The organism is Providencia sp. PROV141 (assembly GCF_028481645.1).
Taxonomy (GTDB): Bacteria; Pseudomonadota; Gammaproteobacteria; order Enterobacterales; family Enterobacteriaceae; genus Providencia; species Providencia rettgeri.
In genome coordinates this window covers 170,895-192,068 of record NZ_JAMPPR010000025.1, presented here as the reverse complement: position 1 = coordinate 192,068, position 21,174 = coordinate 170,895, and the positions used below count along the sequence as shown (strand labels likewise).

13 protein-coding genes are annotated in these 21,174 nt (G+C 39.9%); 3 read left to right on the top strand and 10 right to left on the bottom strand.

Going from position 1 to position 21,174, the window contains the following annotated elements:
* Nucleotides 1–140 precede the first annotated feature (140 nt).
* The 5 genes from PSF09_RS17545 to nagK form a co-directional block, all read right to left on the bottom strand.
* Nucleotides 141–716, bottom strand: a complete 576-nt coding sequence (locus tag PSF09_RS17545) for a rhomboid family intramembrane serine protease (protein ID WP_371031640.1) — start codon at nucleotides 714–716, stop codon at nucleotides 141–143.
* Complete coding sequence (locus PSF09_RS17540; protein WP_272666398.1) at nucleotides 716–5,653, bottom strand: DNA repair ATPase; 4,938 nt, start codon at nucleotides 5,651–5,653, stop codon at nucleotides 716–718. The genes PSF09_RS17545 and PSF09_RS17540 overlap by 1 nt, the downstream gene beginning before the upstream one ends.
* A gap of 81 nt (nucleotides 5,654–5,734) precedes the next feature.
* Entirely contained in the window at nucleotides 5,735–7,936 is a 2,202-nt protein-coding gene (locus PSF09_RS17535) for a hypothetical protein (protein WP_272666397.1), read from the bottom strand.
* A gap of 75 nt (nucleotides 7,937–8,011) precedes the next feature.
* Nucleotides 8,012–8,650: an OB-fold-containig protein gene (locus tag PSF09_RS17530; protein WP_272684251.1), complete on the bottom strand. Its 639-nt coding sequence runs from the start codon at nucleotides 8,648–8,650 to the stop codon at nucleotides 8,012–8,014.
* 388 nt (nucleotides 8,651–9,038) lie between these two features.
* Nucleotides 9,039–9,950, bottom strand: coding sequence for an N-acetylglucosamine kinase (nagK, locus tag PSF09_RS17525; protein WP_210840535.1), 912 nt, complete (start codon nucleotides 9,948–9,950; stop codon nucleotides 9,039–9,041).
* Between the two features lie 248 nt (nucleotides 9,951–10,198).
* Between nagK and PSF09_RS17520 the strand changes: the two genes are divergently transcribed.
* From PSF09_RS17520 to asd, 3 genes are all read left to right on the top strand, one after another.
* The gene (locus tag PSF09_RS17520; RefSeq protein ID WP_272666396.1) at nucleotides 10,199–10,459 is read left to right on the top strand and encodes a type B 50S ribosomal protein L31; all 261 of its coding nucleotides are present in this window, start codon (nucleotides 10,199–10,201) and stop codon (nucleotides 10,457–10,459) included.
* A 2-nt stretch (nucleotides 10,460–10,461) separates the two neighbouring features.
* Nucleotides 10,462–10,602: a type B 50S ribosomal protein L36 gene (gene ykgO / locus PSF09_RS17515; RefSeq protein WP_004906789.1), complete on the top strand. Its 141-nt coding sequence runs from the start codon at nucleotides 10,462–10,464 to the stop codon at nucleotides 10,600–10,602.
* 450 nt (nucleotides 10,603–11,052) lie between these two features.
* Nucleotides 11,053–12,159, top strand: a complete 1,107-nt coding sequence (gene asd, locus PSF09_RS17510; RefSeq protein WP_272666395.1) for an aspartate-semialdehyde dehydrogenase — start codon at nucleotides 11,053–11,055, stop codon at nucleotides 12,157–12,159.
* A 70-nt stretch (nucleotides 12,160–12,229) separates the two neighbouring features.
* Here asd and PSF09_RS17505 read toward each other — a convergent pair whose 3' ends face one another.
* The 5 genes from PSF09_RS17505 to recF all read right to left on the bottom strand — a co-directional run bounded on the left by PSF09_RS17505 (nucleotide 12,230) and on the right by recF (nucleotide 21,167).
* Complete coding sequence (locus PSF09_RS17505; RefSeq protein WP_272666394.1) at nucleotides 12,230–12,577, bottom strand: DUF1622 domain-containing protein; 348 nt, start codon at nucleotides 12,575–12,577, stop codon at nucleotides 12,230–12,232.
* A 74-nt stretch (nucleotides 12,578–12,651) separates the two neighbouring features.
* Nucleotides 12,652–14,235 (bottom strand): phosphoethanolamine transferase, encoded by a 1,584-nt coding sequence (locus PSF09_RS17500; RefSeq protein WP_272666393.1) that lies wholly within the window; start codon nucleotides 14,233–14,235, stop codon nucleotides 12,652–12,654.
* A 209-nt stretch (nucleotides 14,236–14,444) separates the two neighbouring features.
* Nucleotides 14,445–17,342, bottom strand: coding sequence for an autotransporter domain-containing protein (locus PSF09_RS17495; RefSeq protein WP_272684250.1), 2,898 nt, complete (start codon nucleotides 17,340–17,342; stop codon nucleotides 14,445–14,447).
* 297 nt (nucleotides 17,343–17,639) lie between these two features.
* Complete coding sequence (gene gyrB / locus PSF09_RS17490) at nucleotides 17,640–20,054, bottom strand: DNA topoisomerase (ATP-hydrolyzing) subunit B (protein WP_210839148.1); 2,415 nt, start codon at nucleotides 20,052–20,054, stop codon at nucleotides 17,640–17,642.
* Between the two features lie 18 nt (nucleotides 20,055–20,072).
* Nucleotides 20,073–21,167: a DNA replication/repair protein RecF gene (gene recF, locus PSF09_RS17485; RefSeq protein WP_272684249.1), complete on the bottom strand. Its 1,095-nt coding sequence runs from the start codon at nucleotides 21,165–21,167 to the stop codon at nucleotides 20,073–20,075.
* Nucleotides 21,168–21,174: the final 7 nt, after the last annotated feature.

The window sequence follows — 21,174 nt, the reverse complement described above, 5'->3', positions numbered from 1 at the left end:
TTTTGAGACTAGCATTGTTGTATTGTTAATGAATGGTTAATTTATGGTTAATTGTTAATATGTGAATCACGATCACAGAAAAGGATACATAAATTTAAATAAATTACAAAAAATGAGTCATAATGGTCTTGGGTACTATTTTAAGGTGAGTGATTGCTGTTTTTTTGATGGTAATGATGACTTAGCCATGCATAGATAACCCCAGCAATAGCCCCAGCTATATGAGACTCTGTTGAGATGTATAAGTGAGTAGGTAACAAGCCGCTGGCCATTGTGCCAAAATAAAAGAGTACCAATAGGGCGATAGCTATATCAACCCAGTTTCGACGGAAAAAACCTTGGGCGATGAGTAAGCCCCATAACCCAAAAACCCAACCACTGGCACCTATATGAATAGCATTACGACCTAACAACCAAACAGCAAAACCCCCAATAACGATAATAAATAGTGATGCAAGCAAATAGGCCTTAATAGTACGGTGTAATAATAGAGCACTTAGTATAATAAATGGGGGTAAATTACTGAATAAGTGCCCCCAATTGCCATGGATAAATGGGGAGAAGAATATACCGATGAGCCCAGCTGTAGTGCGAGGTATAATTCCGAATGAAGTTAATCCTCCTACCATTAAGCTATTAATAAGCTGCATGACAATAAAAATTGCAACAATGCAGGCTAATAGCTTAATGCGAGGATACCCTTGTAAATAGTTCACTAGTGGTTACCCAGTGCTTGTACACTTTCAACAAGCGACGCTAGCTGGCCAACAACGCGATCACCAATATCTGCATTATCTCCACCAAGAGCCTTATTACGCATAAAGTCTTTCTTTATTTGCTGCCAACGTGCTGCATCTTTTTCGGTAAGTGTTCCTCGTAACTCAGCCAGTTTGAGTAAGTTTTCTTCTGCGCCCGTTGTGAGCAGCTGTGCTTCACCTAGGTAGTGGTCATCTAGTACTCTTTCAAGTTCATCATCATTCATAACAGAAGAGACTTTTTCGCTGAGTTTATTCATATTACGGTAGCTACCTTGCAAGCGAAATACGGGTTCTGTTCGGTATTTATCGGATTGCGCTGCGCTGGCGATATAGTGTTGGTTTACTTTCAATACAACATTCCGTAATTTGATTAATTTACTGATTACTGAAGTAATTTCATTAATTTCCGCATCAGAGTATGGGTAACTTAAGGTGTTGGTAGAGACTGATTTCCCCATTGATTTATCGACAAATAAGTACAGGTCGTTCAGGTCTCGTAATGCGAGAGGGGCTAATACTGGGTTTGATGTCAGGCTGTTTTCGATATAGCTAAGAGCAAATGCTTCATCCATACCCCCTAATACTTCACCAAGGTTATAAATATCGGCACGGTTTGCAAGCATGTCAGGAATTCGGAAAACTTCCCCTGACTCGGTATAGGGGTTACCCGCCATCACGACGCAGAATTTTTTACCCCGCATGTCATATGTTTTGGTTTTACCTTTCCAAACGCCTTCAATGCGCCTTGTCCCATCACATAAGGATATAAATTTTTGCAAAAACTCAGGATGGGTGTGTTGAATATCATCGATGTATAACATGACATTATTACCCATTTCTAAGGCGAGATTGAGTTTTTCTAATTCTTGTCTTGCTGTTGCATTAGGTGCTTGTTCAGGGTCAAGAGAGAGTACATCATGGCCAAGTGCAGGACCATTGATCTTCATAAAAATGAGCCCTAAACGGTCAGCGGCATATTCCATTAAGGTGGTTTTACCGTATCCGGGCGGCGAAATCATTAATAGCAGCCCCATGAGATCTGTGCGTTTACCTTCCCCTAAAGCGCCAATTTGCTTCGCCATGTTATCGCCAATGATAGGCAAATAGACGTCGTTTATTAGCTTGTTACGCACAAAAGAGCTTAATGGCTTTGCTTTATATTCATGCAGTTTTAAACGGCTACGTTCTTCATTAACAATCTGTTGGCGCAGGGATTGATATTGACGAAATTCAGGAATAAAACGTTTCCGTTGTCCACGCATCCGACTGAAGTAGTTATCTAAGCTCAATGATAGAGTTTGGTTTTCAATGGTCGGGTGTTCGCCGAGTAACCCGTTAACTTTAAAGTAAAGATCAGCTTCACTAAAGCGTGCTGAAGCTACTTTATCTAAGATAATAATGGCAATAGCACCCGGTATGTATGGAACTAGATGAGCAAATTCAGGGGTTGAGCACAGCCCTTGTAACCAGTTTTGAACTAATGACCAGCGCTGGCCGTAACGAGTCCCTAAATTCTGTTGTGAGCGATTAAAATCAACCCACATATGAGCTTCTTCTAAGCGACTTTGGAGTGCTAAAACTAACTCCCTCGCGTATTTGCTATAGACGAGTTCTATCGGGGTTCTTGCTAGTATAAAACTAAGGTATTCAGCGGCCTGAGTTTGCTCATAGGCTTGGCATTGAATGGGATTATCTTGTAAAAACAAGCTAATTCCAGCTTCGATTTCAGCTTGTAGGTCAAGTAATGCATTGTCATTATGGAATAATTGATGAATATTCATGGCTGTTCTTGCACGTTCAGGCCATAGTGCAGGAAAATCGTCATTTTGAACTTGTTGCCAATAAATAGCTGCAATAGCGCGGGCTGTTGGGCTATATCGTAATAGATCAGCACTTTCACCGATTGGCAGTAGTTTTTTGAGTAAAGCAACAGCATCGTGGTCATGAATACCTTTTTCATAACCTTCTTTATAGCGTGGACTTGCAAAATCACGGACAATCTTTTCAAGTTTTTCCGTTGATGTTAACGCATTTTTTAGTATGCCAAAATCTAGCCCTTCTTGGCGTTTTGTTGCGGCATAGATAATTGAATAAGCAAGGTATTCGGCACGATAAACCGTATCAGATTCAGATTCTAATGAAGCGCTCCAATAAGGTTTGAGCTGTGATAGTTGTTCATTTTCTATTGGTTCTTGGAAATCAGTTCCTGTGAGATAAACCCATAGTTGTTCATTTTTCGGTAAAATGGTGAGGTCTAGCTCTTGGGTATTGACACTGAATCGGTGGCGCCCGAGTTTAATGACATTCCCACCATCTTCAAAAATATCTGTTTTATCGCGTAAAACTCGAATGGCTTGGTCTCGAGAGGATTTTAGGCGTGCGTCAATATCATCAGCTTTAACGTTATCGTTAATTTCCCTTAATTTTTCAATTATTTCACGCGTTTTAATTGCGAGAGGGTCAGAAGCAAAGAAGGCATTGAGTTCATCTTGAGACTGTAAACGAGTTGTTCGTCGTTGCAGGCTGTCTAGTAGACGATCGGCTGCAATGACTAAATTTTGTGCACGTCGTTGGCGGTCATCAATAAGAACTTGTTTATGAGATTCAAAGGTTTCGAGTAATTCTTCCCGCTTAGCCAAGATATCATCAAGAAATTCATCATGATTGCTAAATTGGCTTTCGAGCTCTTCTAACTGAACGAGTAATCTTGATAGCTGATCATCACAACGTTCTGGGTCAGTAGCAAGAGACAGTGCATTGGTAATGCCTTGGCTGAATAGCCGGAATTGAGCACCAAATTGTGCGACAGTTTCCACACTGCTTTGTGATTTTCGTTTTTGTTGTAAGCGGGCTCGGGATTGGTTCAGCTGAGCATAGATTTGCGAAATAGCATCAATAATATGAGTTTGTTGTGTGACATCATTGAAACTCAGTGAAGCCATTAGGTTTGAAAGCATATCTAAGTCAGCAGACATTTTTTCCATATCTTTCATGGGAATGTCTAGCTGGGCACTGTTTTGGGCTTTTTCTATTTGTTCTTCGAAAACAGTTAACTGTGTTTTAAAGGGGTGTAAAGCTTTATCACTAGCAAGGAAAACAGCGGTTTCTTGTGAGACATATTGTTGATTTTTCTCTATTTCAGCTTCCATTTCGCTAAGCTTTTTTAAATCCATATAGCGAAATTCACGTAGTGAAATCAAGTGCCCGCGTTGAGCACTTAGGGCATTTAAGCCATCAACAAATTGTTGAATATCGGCCCAGCTTTCAGGCAACGTAAGTGAAATCAGTGATTTTTGGCGGCTAATGGCTTCATTCATTGATTTGGCAGATTGCTGCCGTATGCTTTCGACTTTTTCGTATTCATCAAGAACGAGTTCACTGGTTTGGGTGATTTCTTTGAGCAATTTGCCAATACCAAGGCATTGCTCATCACTGAACCAGTAATAAAGATCCAGTAAATTTTTTGCTTGCTGGCTGAGTTGTTCATAGCGAGCAATAGAAATTTGGCTACCTTCTATTTCTTTGGAAACATGCAATATTTCAGAAATACCACGAACTAAATCTGCATTGCCTATACGCCCTAAAAAACCACTACGAGTCGGTTGTTGGTCGGCAAATTCTTCTGAGTAAAATGGGGTTTGCCAAACTTGCATGGGGTGAACGCGAGTCGCTTCTGCGCCTTCACCTTCAAATAGCACCATTTTTCCATCTTCAAGCATGGCGTAGCCATGGCCAATGAGTGGAATTGATAGTGTTCGTTCAATTAAATTATAATTGAATAGGGCTATGCGCCCTTGATTTGGCGAATAGAAAACATATAGAACATCCTCTCCATTCGGAGAACGACGCAAACGGCGAAAACGCATTCCATCCATAGGTTGTTCAAATGTTTTATAGTCACCATTTTGTAAGTAGTAACCACCAGGAAAAATAATACCGTGGTCTTCTGGTAATTGGATACAAGCTTGCCCGATGGCATCAATGCGTTGTACTGATTGAGATAGCGTGTTGTAAACTAAGTAACGCCAAGTTTCTTCCCGATAAGGTAATACTTTTAGGATAATTAAGCTGCCGGTTTGTGCATATTCAATTTGTGCGTCGTCTAGTGATTGGTTTTTATCAAGAACTGCTTCTCGGTAAATCCCTAAACCATCTTCAGTATTATTTTCACACTTTATGGTTAGATCACCGCCGATAGTTTCAATGAATACAGTGTCAAGAATATTGATGTGAGGGTATCGACCATTAACTGTGTCTTCTCGTGTGGTTTTTTGCCATTCAAAGTCATAGGCTGGTGGGAGGGCAATATCGCGTTCACCCCGGTTATCAATATACTCAATTTTGCGCTTGTCACTGGAGATTGACCAACGAAAAACACGCACATCCGTGATGCGATCGCCAATTTGAAAACTAGCAAGAAGTTTGCCTTCCCGTTCAACAAGTTGCAGTAACTGTGTGTTCTTATAATAGGTATAGAGTTCAGTGAAGTCTTGAACAAAGCGATTATCGCTTAAGAAAGTATCTTCATAAGGGACAGCTTCAACATCAAATTCATCGTCGTTTTCAATTAACCGATATAGTGAAAACACATCTTCGAGGTGTGTTTCTTTTTTCAGGCCGAGGAAGACGTTATAGCCAAATAAAAGCCATTCGCCTACACGGACAATATCCCTTGCTTGGCAATTATTTTCAGTACGAATGCGAATGCGGCCAATTATATCCATTTGGCTTTGGCCGAATTCATCTAACCGCATTTCATTGAGTTGTGCAGCTTTTTGATGAAGTTGTTGCCCTTGGTCGGTCAGGCGTTTGCGTAATATTTCATAAGCACCACCTTCTGCAACGGCACTATCGAGTATTTCTTGTTCGCGATCCGTATCCTGAATATCTGACATTGCGCAGCGAATTCCCTTAACTAAGACAATAAAAATGAAAAACAATAAGGGGTAGGTTCACTACCCCAATGTGCTAAAGGTTTACAGTTGGCCATCCGTTGGTGGAATCGGTTTTGATATGACAGTTTTTGCTGGCTGATTATCCCCTTTAGCTGCCATAAAACCGTTTATAAGATCTTGAACTTCAGGATTTTTCAATAATGCGGCAATATCAACTTTTTTGTCTTCTTTGTTACGATTAATGAGTTTTTCTACATTTTCTTTTGCAAAACTGCTTTTATCCATAAAACCATCAACGGCTTTGCCGAGGCTTAGTGCCTTAGAGAAAGTATTGAAGAAGCTACCATCACCGCCCACAATTTCAATGTTAGTTTTGCTAAGTGCTGCAGCCAATACATCAGCTTGCTCTCGGGCAATCTCTTTATTAGCATCAATAGATGCCATAGCTTGCTCGAACTCTTTCTCAAGGCGCATACGGAACTCTTCGTGAGAACGAGCGGTATCACTGAGGTGATCCATTGATTTAAATTTGTCAGTTAAACCATCAGCTTCAGCTTTCAGGCGTTGGCGGATAACCTCTGCTTGTGCTGAACCTAATTGGCCTTCCCCTCGAGCTTGTGCTGCCAGTTTTTCTTCCAGTACTTTCGCATCAGCCAAGCCTAGTTTTTCTTTGGCATTGGCTTGTTGTTCTTCACCGCGAGCTTGGGCTGCTAATTTTTCTTCAAGGATTTTTGCTTCAGCAAACCCTTGTTGTTGTTCTGCTTTGGCTTTAGCTTCCATTACTTGAGCTTCTGTTAAGCCTTTTTCTTTCAGCCCACGAGCTTCTGCTAACAGTTTCTCAGCCGTAATATTGGCAAGAACAAGCCCTTCTTTTTCTTCTGCCTCTGCGGTAGCTTGGCGAACTCGAGCTTCTGCTAAACCTAATGCCGCGTGTTCGGCTTCAACTCCTTCAGCTAAGCGTTTTTTGGCTTCAGCTTGTTTTGCCGATGCTTCTAACTCTGCTTGTGCCATGGTGCTTATTTCTTCTGCACGGTGCTTAGCACTGGCCTCATCCGCTTCGGCTTTTTTCACTTGGCGAACTAATGATTCTTCGGCTTCTGCTTGTGCGTTAATCACGGTGACTTGGCGCATGCGTTCAGCTTCAGATATTTCACGAACTTCTTTGATTCGTTCTTCTTCTTGTGCCACGGTTTTTTCGACGGCTACACGTTCACGTATAACATTGGAGATATTTTTGCGTTCTTCTTCGAGGGCTTTTTCTTTTTCTATACGCTGTAATTCAACTTCTCTTTCACGGGCAACAATTTCGAGCTCACGTGCGCGGCTCACTCGTTCTTCTTCGATGGCTACAGCTCGAGTACGGTTTTGTTGGGCGACTTCAACTTCGCGCATGCGGTTTTCTTCACGAATTTCAATTTCTTGCTGAGTTTGGATTCGAGCTTGTTCTGATTTTAGGCGCTCTTCTTCTTGAACACGTAAGGTTTCAGCTTGTTCGCGTGCGCGAATATTATCTATTTCACGTTTTTGGCGTGCTTCAGCATCGGCTTGTTGGCGTTCTAAAGCCAAGCTAGCCTCACGGGTTTCAACATTTTTCTTTTGAATAGCCAGCTCTTGGTCACGTTCTTTTTGGTTGGTTTCAATATTGTGAATCGCTGTAATTTCAGTAATTTTACGAATACCTTCGGAGTCAAAGATATTATTTGGGTCTAAGGCTGATTTTGGTGTTTGTTCTAGGTAGTCAATCGCCACATCTTCAAGTGCATAACCGTTAAGATCTTTTCCTATCACATCAACAATGCGATCACGGAAATCTTGTCGGTTTTCAAATAAGGTTGCTAAATCCAGTTGTTTACCTACTGTTTTTAAGGCTTCAGAGAACTTTGCGCTGAATAAAGCACTGACTGCTTGATGGTCTGATGCTCGGTCAACACCGATAGCTTTTGCAACTTTTAGGACATCTTCCGTCGTTTCGTTTACACGCAAATAGAAAGCAACCGTGATATCAGCACGTAAGTTATCGTGGCAAATCAAGCCATCTTTACCTCGACGGTCAACTTCAAGTGTTAACAATGAAATGCGCATGAATTCTTTTTTGTAGATGACAGGGTAAACTAATGCCCCTGTAAAATGCACTTTAGGCTGTGATGACATGTCATTGACAATCAAAGCAGTACCTTGTGGAACTTTGATATAGAAGGCTTTGAATAACCCAAAGAACCCTAAAATAACTAGGATGATCCCCCCGATAATTGTTAAAAAGGGCATTAGTGCAGCCAAGTCCATATTGATTCTCCATTGGTTCTGACGATGACGTCATTTCGATTATGCAAGCAAGATATTTATTTTAAAAAAAAGAAGTTATCCGTGGCGAAATTCATTTTCACTGACAACTTGATAACTGTGCGATGCTGCGTCATAGCTAATGATGACAACATGATCACCGCGTTTTAACTGTTCGGAGGACGGGGCTCGTATTTGTAAAATTAACCCAGCTCCACCATCTTCTAATAGCGCCTCACCATTTTGTTCACTTACTGTTCCCGAACGTACAGTGGCGTATTTGCCGATAAGCTGCTGTACTGTTTTGGGTTTATTGAGACTCACCAATTTTTTGCGCACAGGTTTTAAGCACAAAGCGGTTAAATGAAGAGAGATAAATAGGGTGATCGCAAAAACGGCGAAGCTAACGAGATAGCGTAATAAATCAGTATCAATGAAGCGAATGAAGACATGTACGCTGAAATAACTGATTATCCAACCAAAAAGAGTAAATAACGTGACAATAATGGTGACAGGGATTCCGGTTAAGCCAAGCTTGGTTAACCAGCCAGCAAAACCCGTTGCATCAATACCGGCATCAAATTCGGTATCAAGATTAAATACGTCGATATCCAATAAGCCAAAAGCGGCACATAACCAATAAAATAAAACAATGATTAGCAAACCACTAAAGATAATTGTCGGGAACATCAAACTGTTATGGAAAAACAAACTCATAGGGTTTTCTCTTTATTATTAATGGATTATTGAGCTTTCGTAAAAAGGAACGTTTGTTTAATTTATCACCATAAAATAATTTAATTTAATAATATCTTTTTTAATTAATAGCAGTATCAGACTAGTCTATAAGCACTTTTAATTTTTTGAAGTCTCTTATAGTACTGGTTGTTTATCCAGCCTTATTTGATGAAGTTATTCCTAAAGTGTTATCGATAACAGTAAGACATTAATGAGATAGGATTTTACCATTAATAACTAAGTTGATGATAATCATTCTCAACTATAATAAGCGTGTTTAAAGTACAAAATGGGGAAAAAAATAAGATTAAAGTGATAAATTCGCGCTTCATGGATGAAAACCGTTATGAAGCGCAAAAAAGTAAGATTAGTCTATTAAGTTGAGGAATGCGGCACCTCTTGCGCCTCCAGAGTCACCATAACGTGCTTTTTCGATTGCAGGTAATGTCGCTATGCCATAGAGATATTGTGGAAGCACTTCTGGTAGTTGTTTATAGATCTCTTCAAACTGCGATAATCCTCCGCCAATCACCACTAAATCAGGGTCAAAAACAGTGACAATTTGCCCCATAAACATCGCAAGTAATGACATATAGCGGTTAACATGTTCTTTTGCTTGAATATCGCCTTGTTTATATTGCTCGATAATTTCGATAGCTGAACGTTTTTCATTGGTGAATGAGGAGTAAATACGCTCAAAGCCTGGGCCTGATAGGTAAGTCTCAAAGCAAGCAGTTTGGCCACATCCACAAGTTATTTCAGGGACGTTTTCTCCTAACAATTTGGCTCCACGAACGCTGAGGTTCATGTGGCCTATTTCCCCTGCAATTCCATTTTTACCGGATAAAACCTTACCATTTATAATGAACCCACCGCCTACACCAGTCCCTAAAATTAAGCCAAGTACAGTTGGATAGCGTTTAAAATCTGGGTCCCAAGCTTCTGATAATGCAAAGCAATTGGCATCATTTTCCACTTTCACTGGACGCTGCAATATATTAGCAAGATCATAAATTAAAGGTTTATATTGTGCGGTAGGGACGTTGGTTGTAAAAACGGTTCCTTCAGCATGGTTTACGATACCCGGAACACCAACACCCACTTTTCCTTGGCAGTTAAATTTTTCATCTGCTTCGCGCGTGAGTTTGAGAAACGTATTTAAGAGCGTTTGGTAATCATCTTTAGGTGTGGGGACACGTTTTTGCCAGACCTGATTTAGTTCGTTGTCAAAGACGGCAAGTTCAATTTTTGTCCCACCCATGTCAAAGCCGTAATACATTTTCATCTTCCCCTAATGGTTTATTTATTAAAAAGATAATGTATCTATTTGATAAATAATAAATGATGGAATCTACTAATCTAATTATACAAAAGTTCATTGGAGGATAAATTACTGTTTTGGTATTTATTTTTTATGTGAAATTTTTTCATTGCTTTTCGTCTTAAATATTCTTGAATAAAAAATAATTGCACCACTATTTAAAATGCGTTATTGTTATATTATAACATTACATTTAGGTGGTTATTATGAAACAGGGGATCCATCCACAATACCGTACCGTGGTTTTTCATGACACAAGTGCAGATGCCTATTTCAAAGTAGGATCAACAATAAAGACTGAAAAAACAATTGAATATGAAGGTGAGATATTTCCATATGTCACGCTTGATGTTTCTTCTCAGTCACATCCGTTTTATACCGGTAAACAGAAAATGATTTCTCAGGAAGGTAAAACGGCACAGTTCCAGAAGCGTTTTGGTCGGTTTTTACAGCCAGAGGGTAAATAAAGATGAAAGTACTGAGTTCATTAAAAACGGCAAAAACCCGTCATCCAGATTGCCAAGTTGTTCGCCGCCGTGGCCGAGTGTATGTGATATGCAAAACAAACCCGCGCTTTAAAGCGGTGCAAGGCTGTAAGAAAAAACGCTAGTTATTTAATTCACACATAATTATAAAATTTTTCCTGTATCGCTTTATATTTTATTTGCTTAGCCATTGCAGATTATTGCTCTCTGCCGTGGCTTTTTTTATTTGTTTTTTATCCATTGATTTCTTCGATTATTAGCATGATTACTAATCTTCTTATTATTAGTGATGAAATTCACTTGCGCACTGGTGCATATTTTGTCAAGTTTATACTTATCATCCTTCAAGTTGCATGGGTGTTGACTACGCTCAGACTGACGAATCACATACACATGTATGCTCATCGGATTCTCTTCACTTGTCACTTACCTGCAACTCGAATGATATAACGCAAGATACATCCGAAAAATTTCTAGTTTCAATTTGGGTGAATGATAAAAATGACAGTATCCATGTTGTAAAGTCGGAACTGGAAATTTTTTGGTTGAAATTTAAACGAACAGGGTGAGTAAAAATGAAAAATGTCGGATTTGTTGGCTGGCGAGGAATGGTCGGCTCAGTATTGATGCAAAGAATGGTAGAAGAACGTGATTTTGATGCGATCCATCCCGTTTTCTTTACTACATCACAACAGGGGGAAGAAGCCCCTGTTTATGGTGGCCATCGTGGTGTTTTACAGGATGCTTTTGATATTGATGCGCTAAAGGCATTGGATATCATTATTAGCTGCCAAGGTGGCGATTACACCAACGAAGTTTATCCTAAACTTCGTGAATCAGGTTGGAATGGCTATTGGATTGATGCGGCGTCTTCATTACGTATGAAAGATGATGCGATTATTATTCTTGATCCCGTGAACAACCAACATATCCAAGACGGTTTAAATAAAGGCATTAAGACCTTTGTCGGTGGAAATTGTACGGTAAGTTTAATGTTAATGTCTTTAGGTGGGCTGTTCACTAATAATTTAGTGGAATGGGCATCTGTGGCAACGTATCAAGCGGCATCAGGGGCTGGGGCACGTAATATGCGTGAGCTTCTGGCACAAATGGGGTCTTTGCACACACAAGTTGCTAAAGAACTCCAAGACCCGGCTTCTGCTATTTTAGATATCGAGAAAAAAGTTACAGACTTCACTCGTAGTGGCACAATGCCAACGGATGCATTCGGCGTACCATTAGCGGGTAGCCTGATCCCATGGATTGATAAAGCATTAGAAAACGGCCAAAGCCGCGAAGAGTGGAAAGGCCAAGCAGAAACTAACAAAATTCTTGCGACAGGGAATAATATTATTCCTGTTGATGGTTTATGTGTACGTATTGGTGCGTTGCGCTGTCATAGCCAAGCTTTCACATTGAAGCTGAAAAAAGATATTCCGTTGAATGAAGTTGAGCAATTGCTTGCCTCGCATAATGATTGGGTGAAAGTGGTTCCTAATGACCGTGAAATCACTATGCGTGAGTTAACACCTGCGGCAGTCACAGGTACGCTTAGCACCCCTGTTGGTCGCTTACGTAAACTGAATATGGGCCCTGAATATTTATCTGCCTTTACTGTTGGTGACCAATTACTGTGGGGCGCCGCTGAGCCGCTTCGTCGTATGTTACGTATTTTGCTATAGTTTCTGAACTGTAATCAGTAATTTTATATTAACCTGCACACTAAAATGTACAGGTTTTTTTGTGCCTAAATTAATGACGAGCGGGGTCATTCTGCGGAGGCTGATGTTCTAACTCTTTTGCTAAGAAGTAGTTTAAGAAGGTACGGATCACGGCAATGATACCTAATTTGATAAGGCTATCTAAATCTGGGTCGACGGTCGTTGCTAAAATATCAGCAGCGAGCTGGAACTCTAATGCAGTTGCTAACCAATCACCAAAACAATAACGAGCCTTACGTGATTTCTGGGTGTGCACCCAGACGATCAGGGTTTTTACTAGCCCAATTACCACGCAGATGACTGAAATAGCTTCTAAAAGTAACTGGAGTACGTGAACACTAGACACCAGTAATTCACGTAAAAAAACTAAATCAAACATTAAGACCTCGACTCGATAAGTAAGCTGGATTCATATTGATTAACTATGAGCAAATATTGGCAAAATATCGAGTTTTATTGTGGGTCTATGGTTTCTGAAGGTAATTGACTAATAGATAAAATGTTTCGATTGCCATCAATTACCTGAATGTTTTTATTGGATTGATAACATTTACGTAAAGGCGATAAGCAAGCTTGCTGTGCGCCTTGTTGTATATTAAGCCAATCACTGATTAGCCAATAATTATTCGCTGTAGAATAGGGGGACTGCAAATTTTCTGGGTTGATACTTGGTTTACTCGCACTTTGGCTGTACCAAATCAGCAAGGGGATTTCATAGGCTTCTTTTCTTGGGTTGTTAACACCATGATGGTAGTGAATATTGTTATCACTGTCTAAGCGTTGCAATGCGTGATCTGAATAGTACATCAAAGTCGCAGGCTTACTTTCGAGTTGCTGCATAAGGTTTTCGATAAATTTATCGGTATAAGCAATTGAACTGTCGTAGCAATCGTCATCTTCTTGGCCACTAAATGTTTTTAGTTCAGCTTCAGGAAAGCGGTTACAGGCAGGTTCATGGCTACCATATGTATGTAAAACAATGAGTTTTTTCTTATCAGTGGGGTCATTGATAGCGTTATTGAAGTCATCTTGCAGCTCTTCATCATAGCCGACAAATTCGTTCCACGCTTTCTTTTGCGACATAGAGGCAATAGCAGAAATAATACTGGTACGTTTATTGGTTTTGCCTTGGTTGCTGATCCAGTAGGTTTTAAAGCCCGCATGATTGGCTAATGAAATGATATTGTCTGAATAGTGTGATTTATCCTGCATTTGCTCAAAGCGAATATTAGACAGTGAAATAGGAACCGACAAGATAGTCACCGGTGCCGGAGAATACGCTTGTTGAAACGCCAATATTTGTGATTTTCGCTGATTTAAATTAGGCGTTGTATCATATTGATAGCCGTAAAAGCTCATATGGTCACGGCGTAATGATTCACCGATGACAAGTACATAGATTTCAGTATCAGAGGTTTTTTTCTGGTAATTAAAAGCAACCTTTTGTGATGATATTTTTTTTATTCCCCGGTTTTCATATAAATTTTTTACTAAAGCCGCAGCATTGTAGAAGGGGGTATTTAAGAAGTATTTTTCTGTGATCAATAACACGCTATCTGGCTTGCTAAGTAATGATGCATAATAGGCTGGAATGGCTAATAGATAGCCACAAAGTAGCGCCATGCTTATCGCTGTGATACGGCGATTCATGTATTTTGCGCATTGATGAATACAGACTAAATAAGCTGAAAAAACAAACAGATAAAATATAACATAACCAATGTTATAGGAAAGCATTCCTACCGTTTCACTGCTATTGGTATTGATAAAAGTTTCTGCAATCGAAGAAGAAAAGCGGATATCGTGTTTTTGATAAAAGAAAAATGAAACAGATAAATTGAGAGCCCATAGGAGTGAAACAAACACCGTGAAAATTTTGCCAAGCAAAAAACGATAAATGCCCGCACATAACAGTATTATCAGCGCTCCTGAAATTACGATGGCAATATCAGCAATAATGCTAACATCTCCACTGAAAAATACAGGGGTGATAGATATCAATAATGCATAAATTAAAATAATAATTTGGCGTATCATAGTGTTATTTTACGTATTTTTGACCTTACCTGAGGTTATAGAGGCAATTAAAAATAATAAGTTAACATCTAATTAACTTAAGATGTTATTCGTTTATAACATAAAAAAAGGTAAGGTAATCAAAATAATGGCGTAAAAAACTGTAAAATCTCGTGATGTTTAGTCATGACCTGCCCCTCACAACTTGCGAGGGGAGGTGAGATATTGATTTAGAAAGTTACCGCAATTTTGGCATCAATATTGTTATCACTATAATTTTTTGATAAAAATTTATTATAATTAATTGATAGCTTAGCATTTTCTTTTATATTGACATCGGTACCGACTTTTAATGCCATTCCATGGCGTGATGTAGGAACACTTTGTGTCATAAATGAGCTCGTGGTATCGGAAAAATTCATTTTTATACCTCTATTCAAATTCCCATATTGATATTGCCAGTTAAGCTCACCATGCAAACCAATATTTGATGTTTTACCTAGTTTCCATTGATTATCAAGACGTAATCCAACAGTTGAAAGCGTTGTATTGATGCGTTGTTTACGCGCCTGCAGTGATGTGCTGCTGATATTTTCATTAATTGCATGGTTCATCGCGCTGATATAAGTGAGATTGGTAAATGGCTCAATATTCATCCAATTTGAGTTGATTGGATAGGCCAGCTCCATAAATGCCTGATGGGTATTGGTGTAATAGCTTGCAGAGTGACTCGTACCATTACTGATCGAACGTTCAGTATGAATGAGGTGTGAAGTGTGACTAAGCCCTGCACGAACCGCAAGCGGCTGCCATAAAGCGCTACCATAAATGGCTGCATGGTAGTTATTACTATTGCCATGGCCAAGATGGCTAGATAAGTCACTTTGGCTAAAGCCTGCGGCGATACCGAAAGTCATTTTGTCGTTAATAAAACGTCGATTTGCCCCAAGCAATAGACCATAATTTGATGATTGATACCCAGTGGCATTGTTATCGCCAGTTGTTTTATCCCAATCATAGAGCATTTTGACCCACACATTGCCTTTGTTTTCGCTACTCCATGACTCAGACAAGCGAGCTTGTTCAAGGAGTGATTCTTTAATCTGACGGCTATTATTTATTTGGTTGGATAATACGTCTGCATATATTTGCCCAGTGACATCATGAAATATTGCTCGGGCTTGTTGTTTTGTTTGGCTTTTCAATGTACGGTCATAAAGCGTATGGTACGTAGGAAGCGTTTCAATCGCCTTAGCCACGGCGATTTGGTTTTGCGTTGCTGCTGCACTAGAAAATGCCGTGTTATTACGCCCTATTTTAAGAGTGACCTCTTTGGGGGCGTAATTTAGTGTCGTTCCAATAAACTGGTAATTAGGCACAACGGCATCAAATTGGCCATCAACCCCTTTTTGAGCACTTAATATTGTATATTGTGTATTAAATAAGCGGTTGATATCTTGCTTAGAGAGCGGGTTATTTTGATTTTCAAGAGTGACACTGACGGTACCGCCTTTTAATGAGGCTGAGCCTTGGCTGATGACCTTATCGTTTTGACCTGCTGGATTGATTTCAACCACATAATGGCTGCCTGGAGTAAAAGTCACAGAATCAACAATGTTAATTGTGCCAATTGAGTGGCCGGGTGCAACGACGGCACCTTGGTTGGCGGTTAATTGTCGAATGCTTCCATTACCCGTTAGTAAGCCGTGGTGGTTAATATTAACAGAAGCACCGATTTTTCCGCCATCTAGAACCAATATCCCTTTTTGGATATCAACTGCGGAGTTTAAGTGCTTTTTAAGGGTAACTGTTCCGCCATTAATATCGGATTTTTGCGAATATTTATTTTCACCGGTTAAGACTAAATGGCCTTGATTTACTGTGAAGCCAGCAAAGGTATTATTACCTGACAATACTAATGTCCCTTGGCCTTGTTTCGTTAACTTTCCAGTCCCTTGAATATTATTTTTCCATTCATCTAACTTTCCAAAATTGGCAATATCAAAGTCATTAGTATCTTGATTAATGATAAAGTTTTCATATAAATAAGAGGGACCCTGATAAGCCGCAGGTAAGTTAATTAATCCCCAATAGGAGTTCGGATCATTTTCTTTGATATTCCAACCTGCAATTGATTGGCTTGGGTATGCGGTACTGGCTAAAATATGATTCCATTGTGTATTATTCAAGTAAGGGAAACGTAATCGAAGTAAATAACCTGCTGTTTTAGGTATATTTTTAGGCTCGATCATTGATGTATTTTGTATTTCTTTTTTTCCATAATAACCCATGTGGTCATTGGTTATAGGAGTAGAAGCTGTTAGGCAATTTAGTATATTATCTGAACATGATGATGAAATATCATTACGAATATTTTTTGCTGAATCAACAATGAATTTGGTATTTTTCTCATCGGATAGGAGTTGTGACAATAAATAATAATTACCTACACGAGAAGCGATTGTATCAGTGGCAAAGTGTGCGCCAACAATCACGCGGCTTTCACCATATTCAATAGCTCGATTGAACGTTTCACTGCCCTTTTCAGGAAAAATCATCGCCAATACCGCAGCTTGCTTAAAACCATTCCACGTATGACCGCTAGGGTAAGATGAGCCCTGTATTTGTGAATAGCCTGCAATATAGTGACCTTCGTCATCCAATACTTGGTAAGGACGACCGCGTTTAAAATGGTCTTTTAGAATAAAATCAATTGATCTAGTACGCTGTTTTTTTTCATCATAGGCACGAGTACTTGTATCATGTAATAAGCTGATTTCTTTATATTGGTTATGGTCTCTTAGATTAATATCATGTTCGCCAAACAGTATTGTTTGATAACTGTTAAATAAATAACCTGAGTTCTGGGACTTATCTGCGAGTGCTAAACTTTCCCGCTCACCAGTGATATTGATGTATTCGTTACTAATAAGCCTATCTTGCTCAGCAACTTCGCTGCCTTCTTTAGGTGTATTATTAATAATATTATTTTTAATATCTTCAAGCCACGCACCTCTTGTATCAATAATATTTTTCTCTAATTCTAAAATATTAGTTTTTGCTGTTAGAGTATTCATGAATATGAATGGCAATAAAGTCATTGATGCTGAAATAAAAGTTTTTCTCATTATAATTCCGCCGATGCTATTGGTAAAAATTTCATTTTGCGGAGTTTATTTATAATATATTTATTTTTTATGACAGTTATGAAAATAAAAAATCATTATTAATTAAAGCGTTAAGGGTTATTTTTAATTGTTTTATTCTTTGTAAAGTGATTTTGTATTGATTGGTTTAGTTTTTTTGTTTTTTTATTATTGGTTTAATTAAATCGTGAAAATAAGATAATAATTATAGAAAAAATCAAAAAAATAACCCCAAACTTTCGGATGGGGTTATTAAACACTATTTAGTTAGCTGAATAATTAGATATCAATATTCGCTGCTTTTAAGGCATTTTCTTCGATAAATGCGCGACGTGGCTCAACAGCATCACCCATTAACGTGGTGAATAGTAAGTCTGTCGCAATCGCATCTTTCACCGTTACACGCATCATACGACGCGTTTCTGGGTTCATGGTGGTTTCCCAAAGTTGTTCTGGGTTCATTTCACCAAGACCTTTATAACGCTGTACGTATAGGCCACGACGAGACTCACGTGTTAACCAAGCCAGAGCTTCTTCAAAATTACTGATATCTTGGCGACGTTCACCGCGCTTGATATAAGCACCTTCTTCAATTAAGCCGCTGATTAAGTCGCCTAAATGAGTGATACGGCGGTATTCGCTGCCATGAACAAAGTCAAAATCGAGGTTATAGTCGGTATCAACACCATGGGTGCGAATGCGGATCGTTGGCTCGAATAACTGACGTTCACGGTTTTCGTTAATCGTATAGCTATAAGTGCTACCGAATTGTTCGTTATCTTCTAAGCGCTTAACCAGCGTTTTAGCCCATTCCTCTACTTTTTCACTGGTTTTTAAATCATCTTCAGTCAAGGTTGACTGATAAACCAGGCTATTAAGTAGGGCTTGAGGGTAAAGGCGCTCAAGGCGACGAATAATACGATGTGCGGCATTATATTCGACAACCAGTTTTTCGAGTTCTTCACCTTTCATGGCTGGGGCTTCGGCACTTAAATGCAGTTCCGCGCCATCAAGGGCGATAGAAATCAGGTAATCGTCCATCGCATCGTCATCTTTAATGTACTGCTCTTGTTTACCACGTTTCACTTTATACAGTGGTGGTTGAGCAATAAAGATATGACCACGTTCAACGATTTCAGGCATTTGGCGATAGAAGAAGGTCAATAGTAACGTACGAATGTGCGAACCATCGACGTCAGCATCCGTCATGATAATGATACTGTGATAACGCAGTTTGTCAGGGTTGTATTCATCTCGACCAATACCACAGCCTAAAGCCGTAATCAGGGTTGCTACTTCTTGTGAAGACAGCATTTTATCGAAACGCGCTTTTTCTACGTTTAGAATTTTACCTTTTAGTGGCAAAATGGCTTGGTTCTTACGGTTACGGCCTTGTTTTGCAGAGCCGCCCGCGGAGTCCCCTTCCACAAGGTACAGTTCAGATAGCGCAGGGTCACGTTCTTGGCAGTCAGCCAGTTTACCTGGCAAGCCAGCTAAATCTAATGCGCCTTTACGACGAGTCATTTCGCGAGCTTTACGTGCCGCTTCACGTGCGCGCGCGGCATCAATGATTTTACCCACAACGATTTTTGCGTCGTTCGGGTTTTCCAGTAAATATTCAACTAGTTTTTCGTTCATCATCGTTTCAACCGCAGTTTTCACTTCGGAAGAGACCAATTTTTCTTTGGTTTGTGATGAGAATTTAGGATCGGGAACTTTTACTGAAATAACTGCAATCAGGCCTTCACGAGCATCGTCACCGGTTGCGTTGACTTTGCTTTTCTTCTGATAACCTTCTTTTTCCATGTAGTTATTCAATGTGCGTGTCATTGCTGCACGGAAACCTGCGAGGTGAGTACCTCCATCGCGCTGAGGAATGTTATTGGTGAAGCAGTATACATTTTCTTGGAACCCATCATTCCACTGCATTGAAACTTCAACGCCAATACCGTCTTTTTCAGTTGAAAAATAAAAGACAGAAGGGTGGATAGGGGTTTTATTACGGCTTAAATACTCAACAAAGGCTTTGATACCGCCTTCATAATGGAAATGGTCTTCTTTGCCATCGCGTTTATCGACGAGCTTAATCGAAACGCCTGAGTTTAGGAACGATAACTCACGTAAACGTTTTGCTAAGATGTCATATTCAAACTCAGTCACACCTTTAAAGGTGTCCATGCTTGGCCAAAAACGAACGCGTGTTCCTGTTTGGTCAGTTTCACCGACAACAGTCAGAGGCCCTTGAGGCTCACCGTGTTTGTAGATTTGTTCGTGGACTTTGCCGTCGCGACGGATAACTAATTCTAATTTTTCAGATAAGGCGTTAACAACTGAAACCCCAACACCGTGTAAACCACCGGAGACTTTATAGGAGTTGTCATCAAATTTTCCGCCTGCGTGCAGAACGGTCATGATAACCTCTGCGGCAGAGACGCCTTCTTCTTCGTGGATACCTGTAGGGATACCACGTCCATCATCCTGTACGGAGATAGAGTTATCGGCATGGATAGTGATCACGATATCATCACAAAAGCCTGCGAGGGCTTCGTCGATAGCGTTGTCGACAACCTCGAAAACCATGTGATGAAGACCTGTTCCATCGTCTGTATCACCGATATACATGCCCGGGCGCTTACGCACCGCATCCAGTCCTTTTAATACCTTGATACTTGAGGAGTCATATGTATTCGACATCAACGTTTCCTGCTCTTTCTATTCCTGAGGTTGAACTTCTATTTTGCCATGTTCTACACTAAACATCTTGCTATTTGCATCTATCATATCATTAACTTGCTCAGGTGTAATGGCACTGACAAACACTTGTGCTTGTGTAGCTTTGAGGCGGGCTGCCAGTAATTGGCGACGGCCTGCATCAAGTTCAGAAGCAAAATCATCCAGTAGATACAGGCATTGTTGCCCGCTCTGATGGGTGAAAAACTCACCCTGCGCTAATCTTAATGCACACATAAGTAGCTTTAATTGACCCCGTGAAAGCATATCTTCAACAGGTGTTCCATTTGCTCGAATACGCAAATCAGCTTTATGTGGCCCTGAAGCGGTATAGGTTAGCGCTCTATCACGCTCAAATTGGCGCTCTAATTGTTCTGAATAATCAATTTCTTTATCCCAACCGCGTTGAAAGGATACTGAGAGTGAAAATTCGGGTAAAAATTGTTGGCAAGTTTGCTCGATATTTTCGGCAATACCTGCAATATAGTCATGGCGCCATTGGCTTATTTGCTCTGAAAGCGGTGCCAGTTGTTTATCCCAATGACGAATTTGCTCATAACGCGTAACTTGCCGTAAAGCGGCATTGCGTTGTTTTAATAACCGTTTTAAATCTGACCATACTGAAAAAAACAGCGGGTCATTGTGAAAACAACCCCAGTCAATAAAAGCACGTCGATATTTAGGACCGCCATTTAGCAAAGTAAACCCTTCAGGGGTAATCAGTTGCATTGGCAATAATTTTGCTAGCTCTGCAATTTTATGGCCATCAGTACCGTCTATTCGAACTTTACTGTCACCATCACGGTTTTTTCTTAAACCTAGTGAAAGGTCGTTTCGCTGTTCATCTAAATGACTAAGTTTACCATGAAGAATGAATTGCTCTTGCTCATGACGAATAACCCGGTTCGCTTGAATACTGCGAAATGCACGACCATGGCCGAGTGTATATATGGCTTCCAATATACTGGTTTTACCGCTCCCATTGGGGCCAATTAAAAAATTGAACCCATTAGCAAGGGAGAGATCCGCGTTTTCAATATTTCGAAAATCACGGATCAATAAACGCGAAAGGATCATAAATACC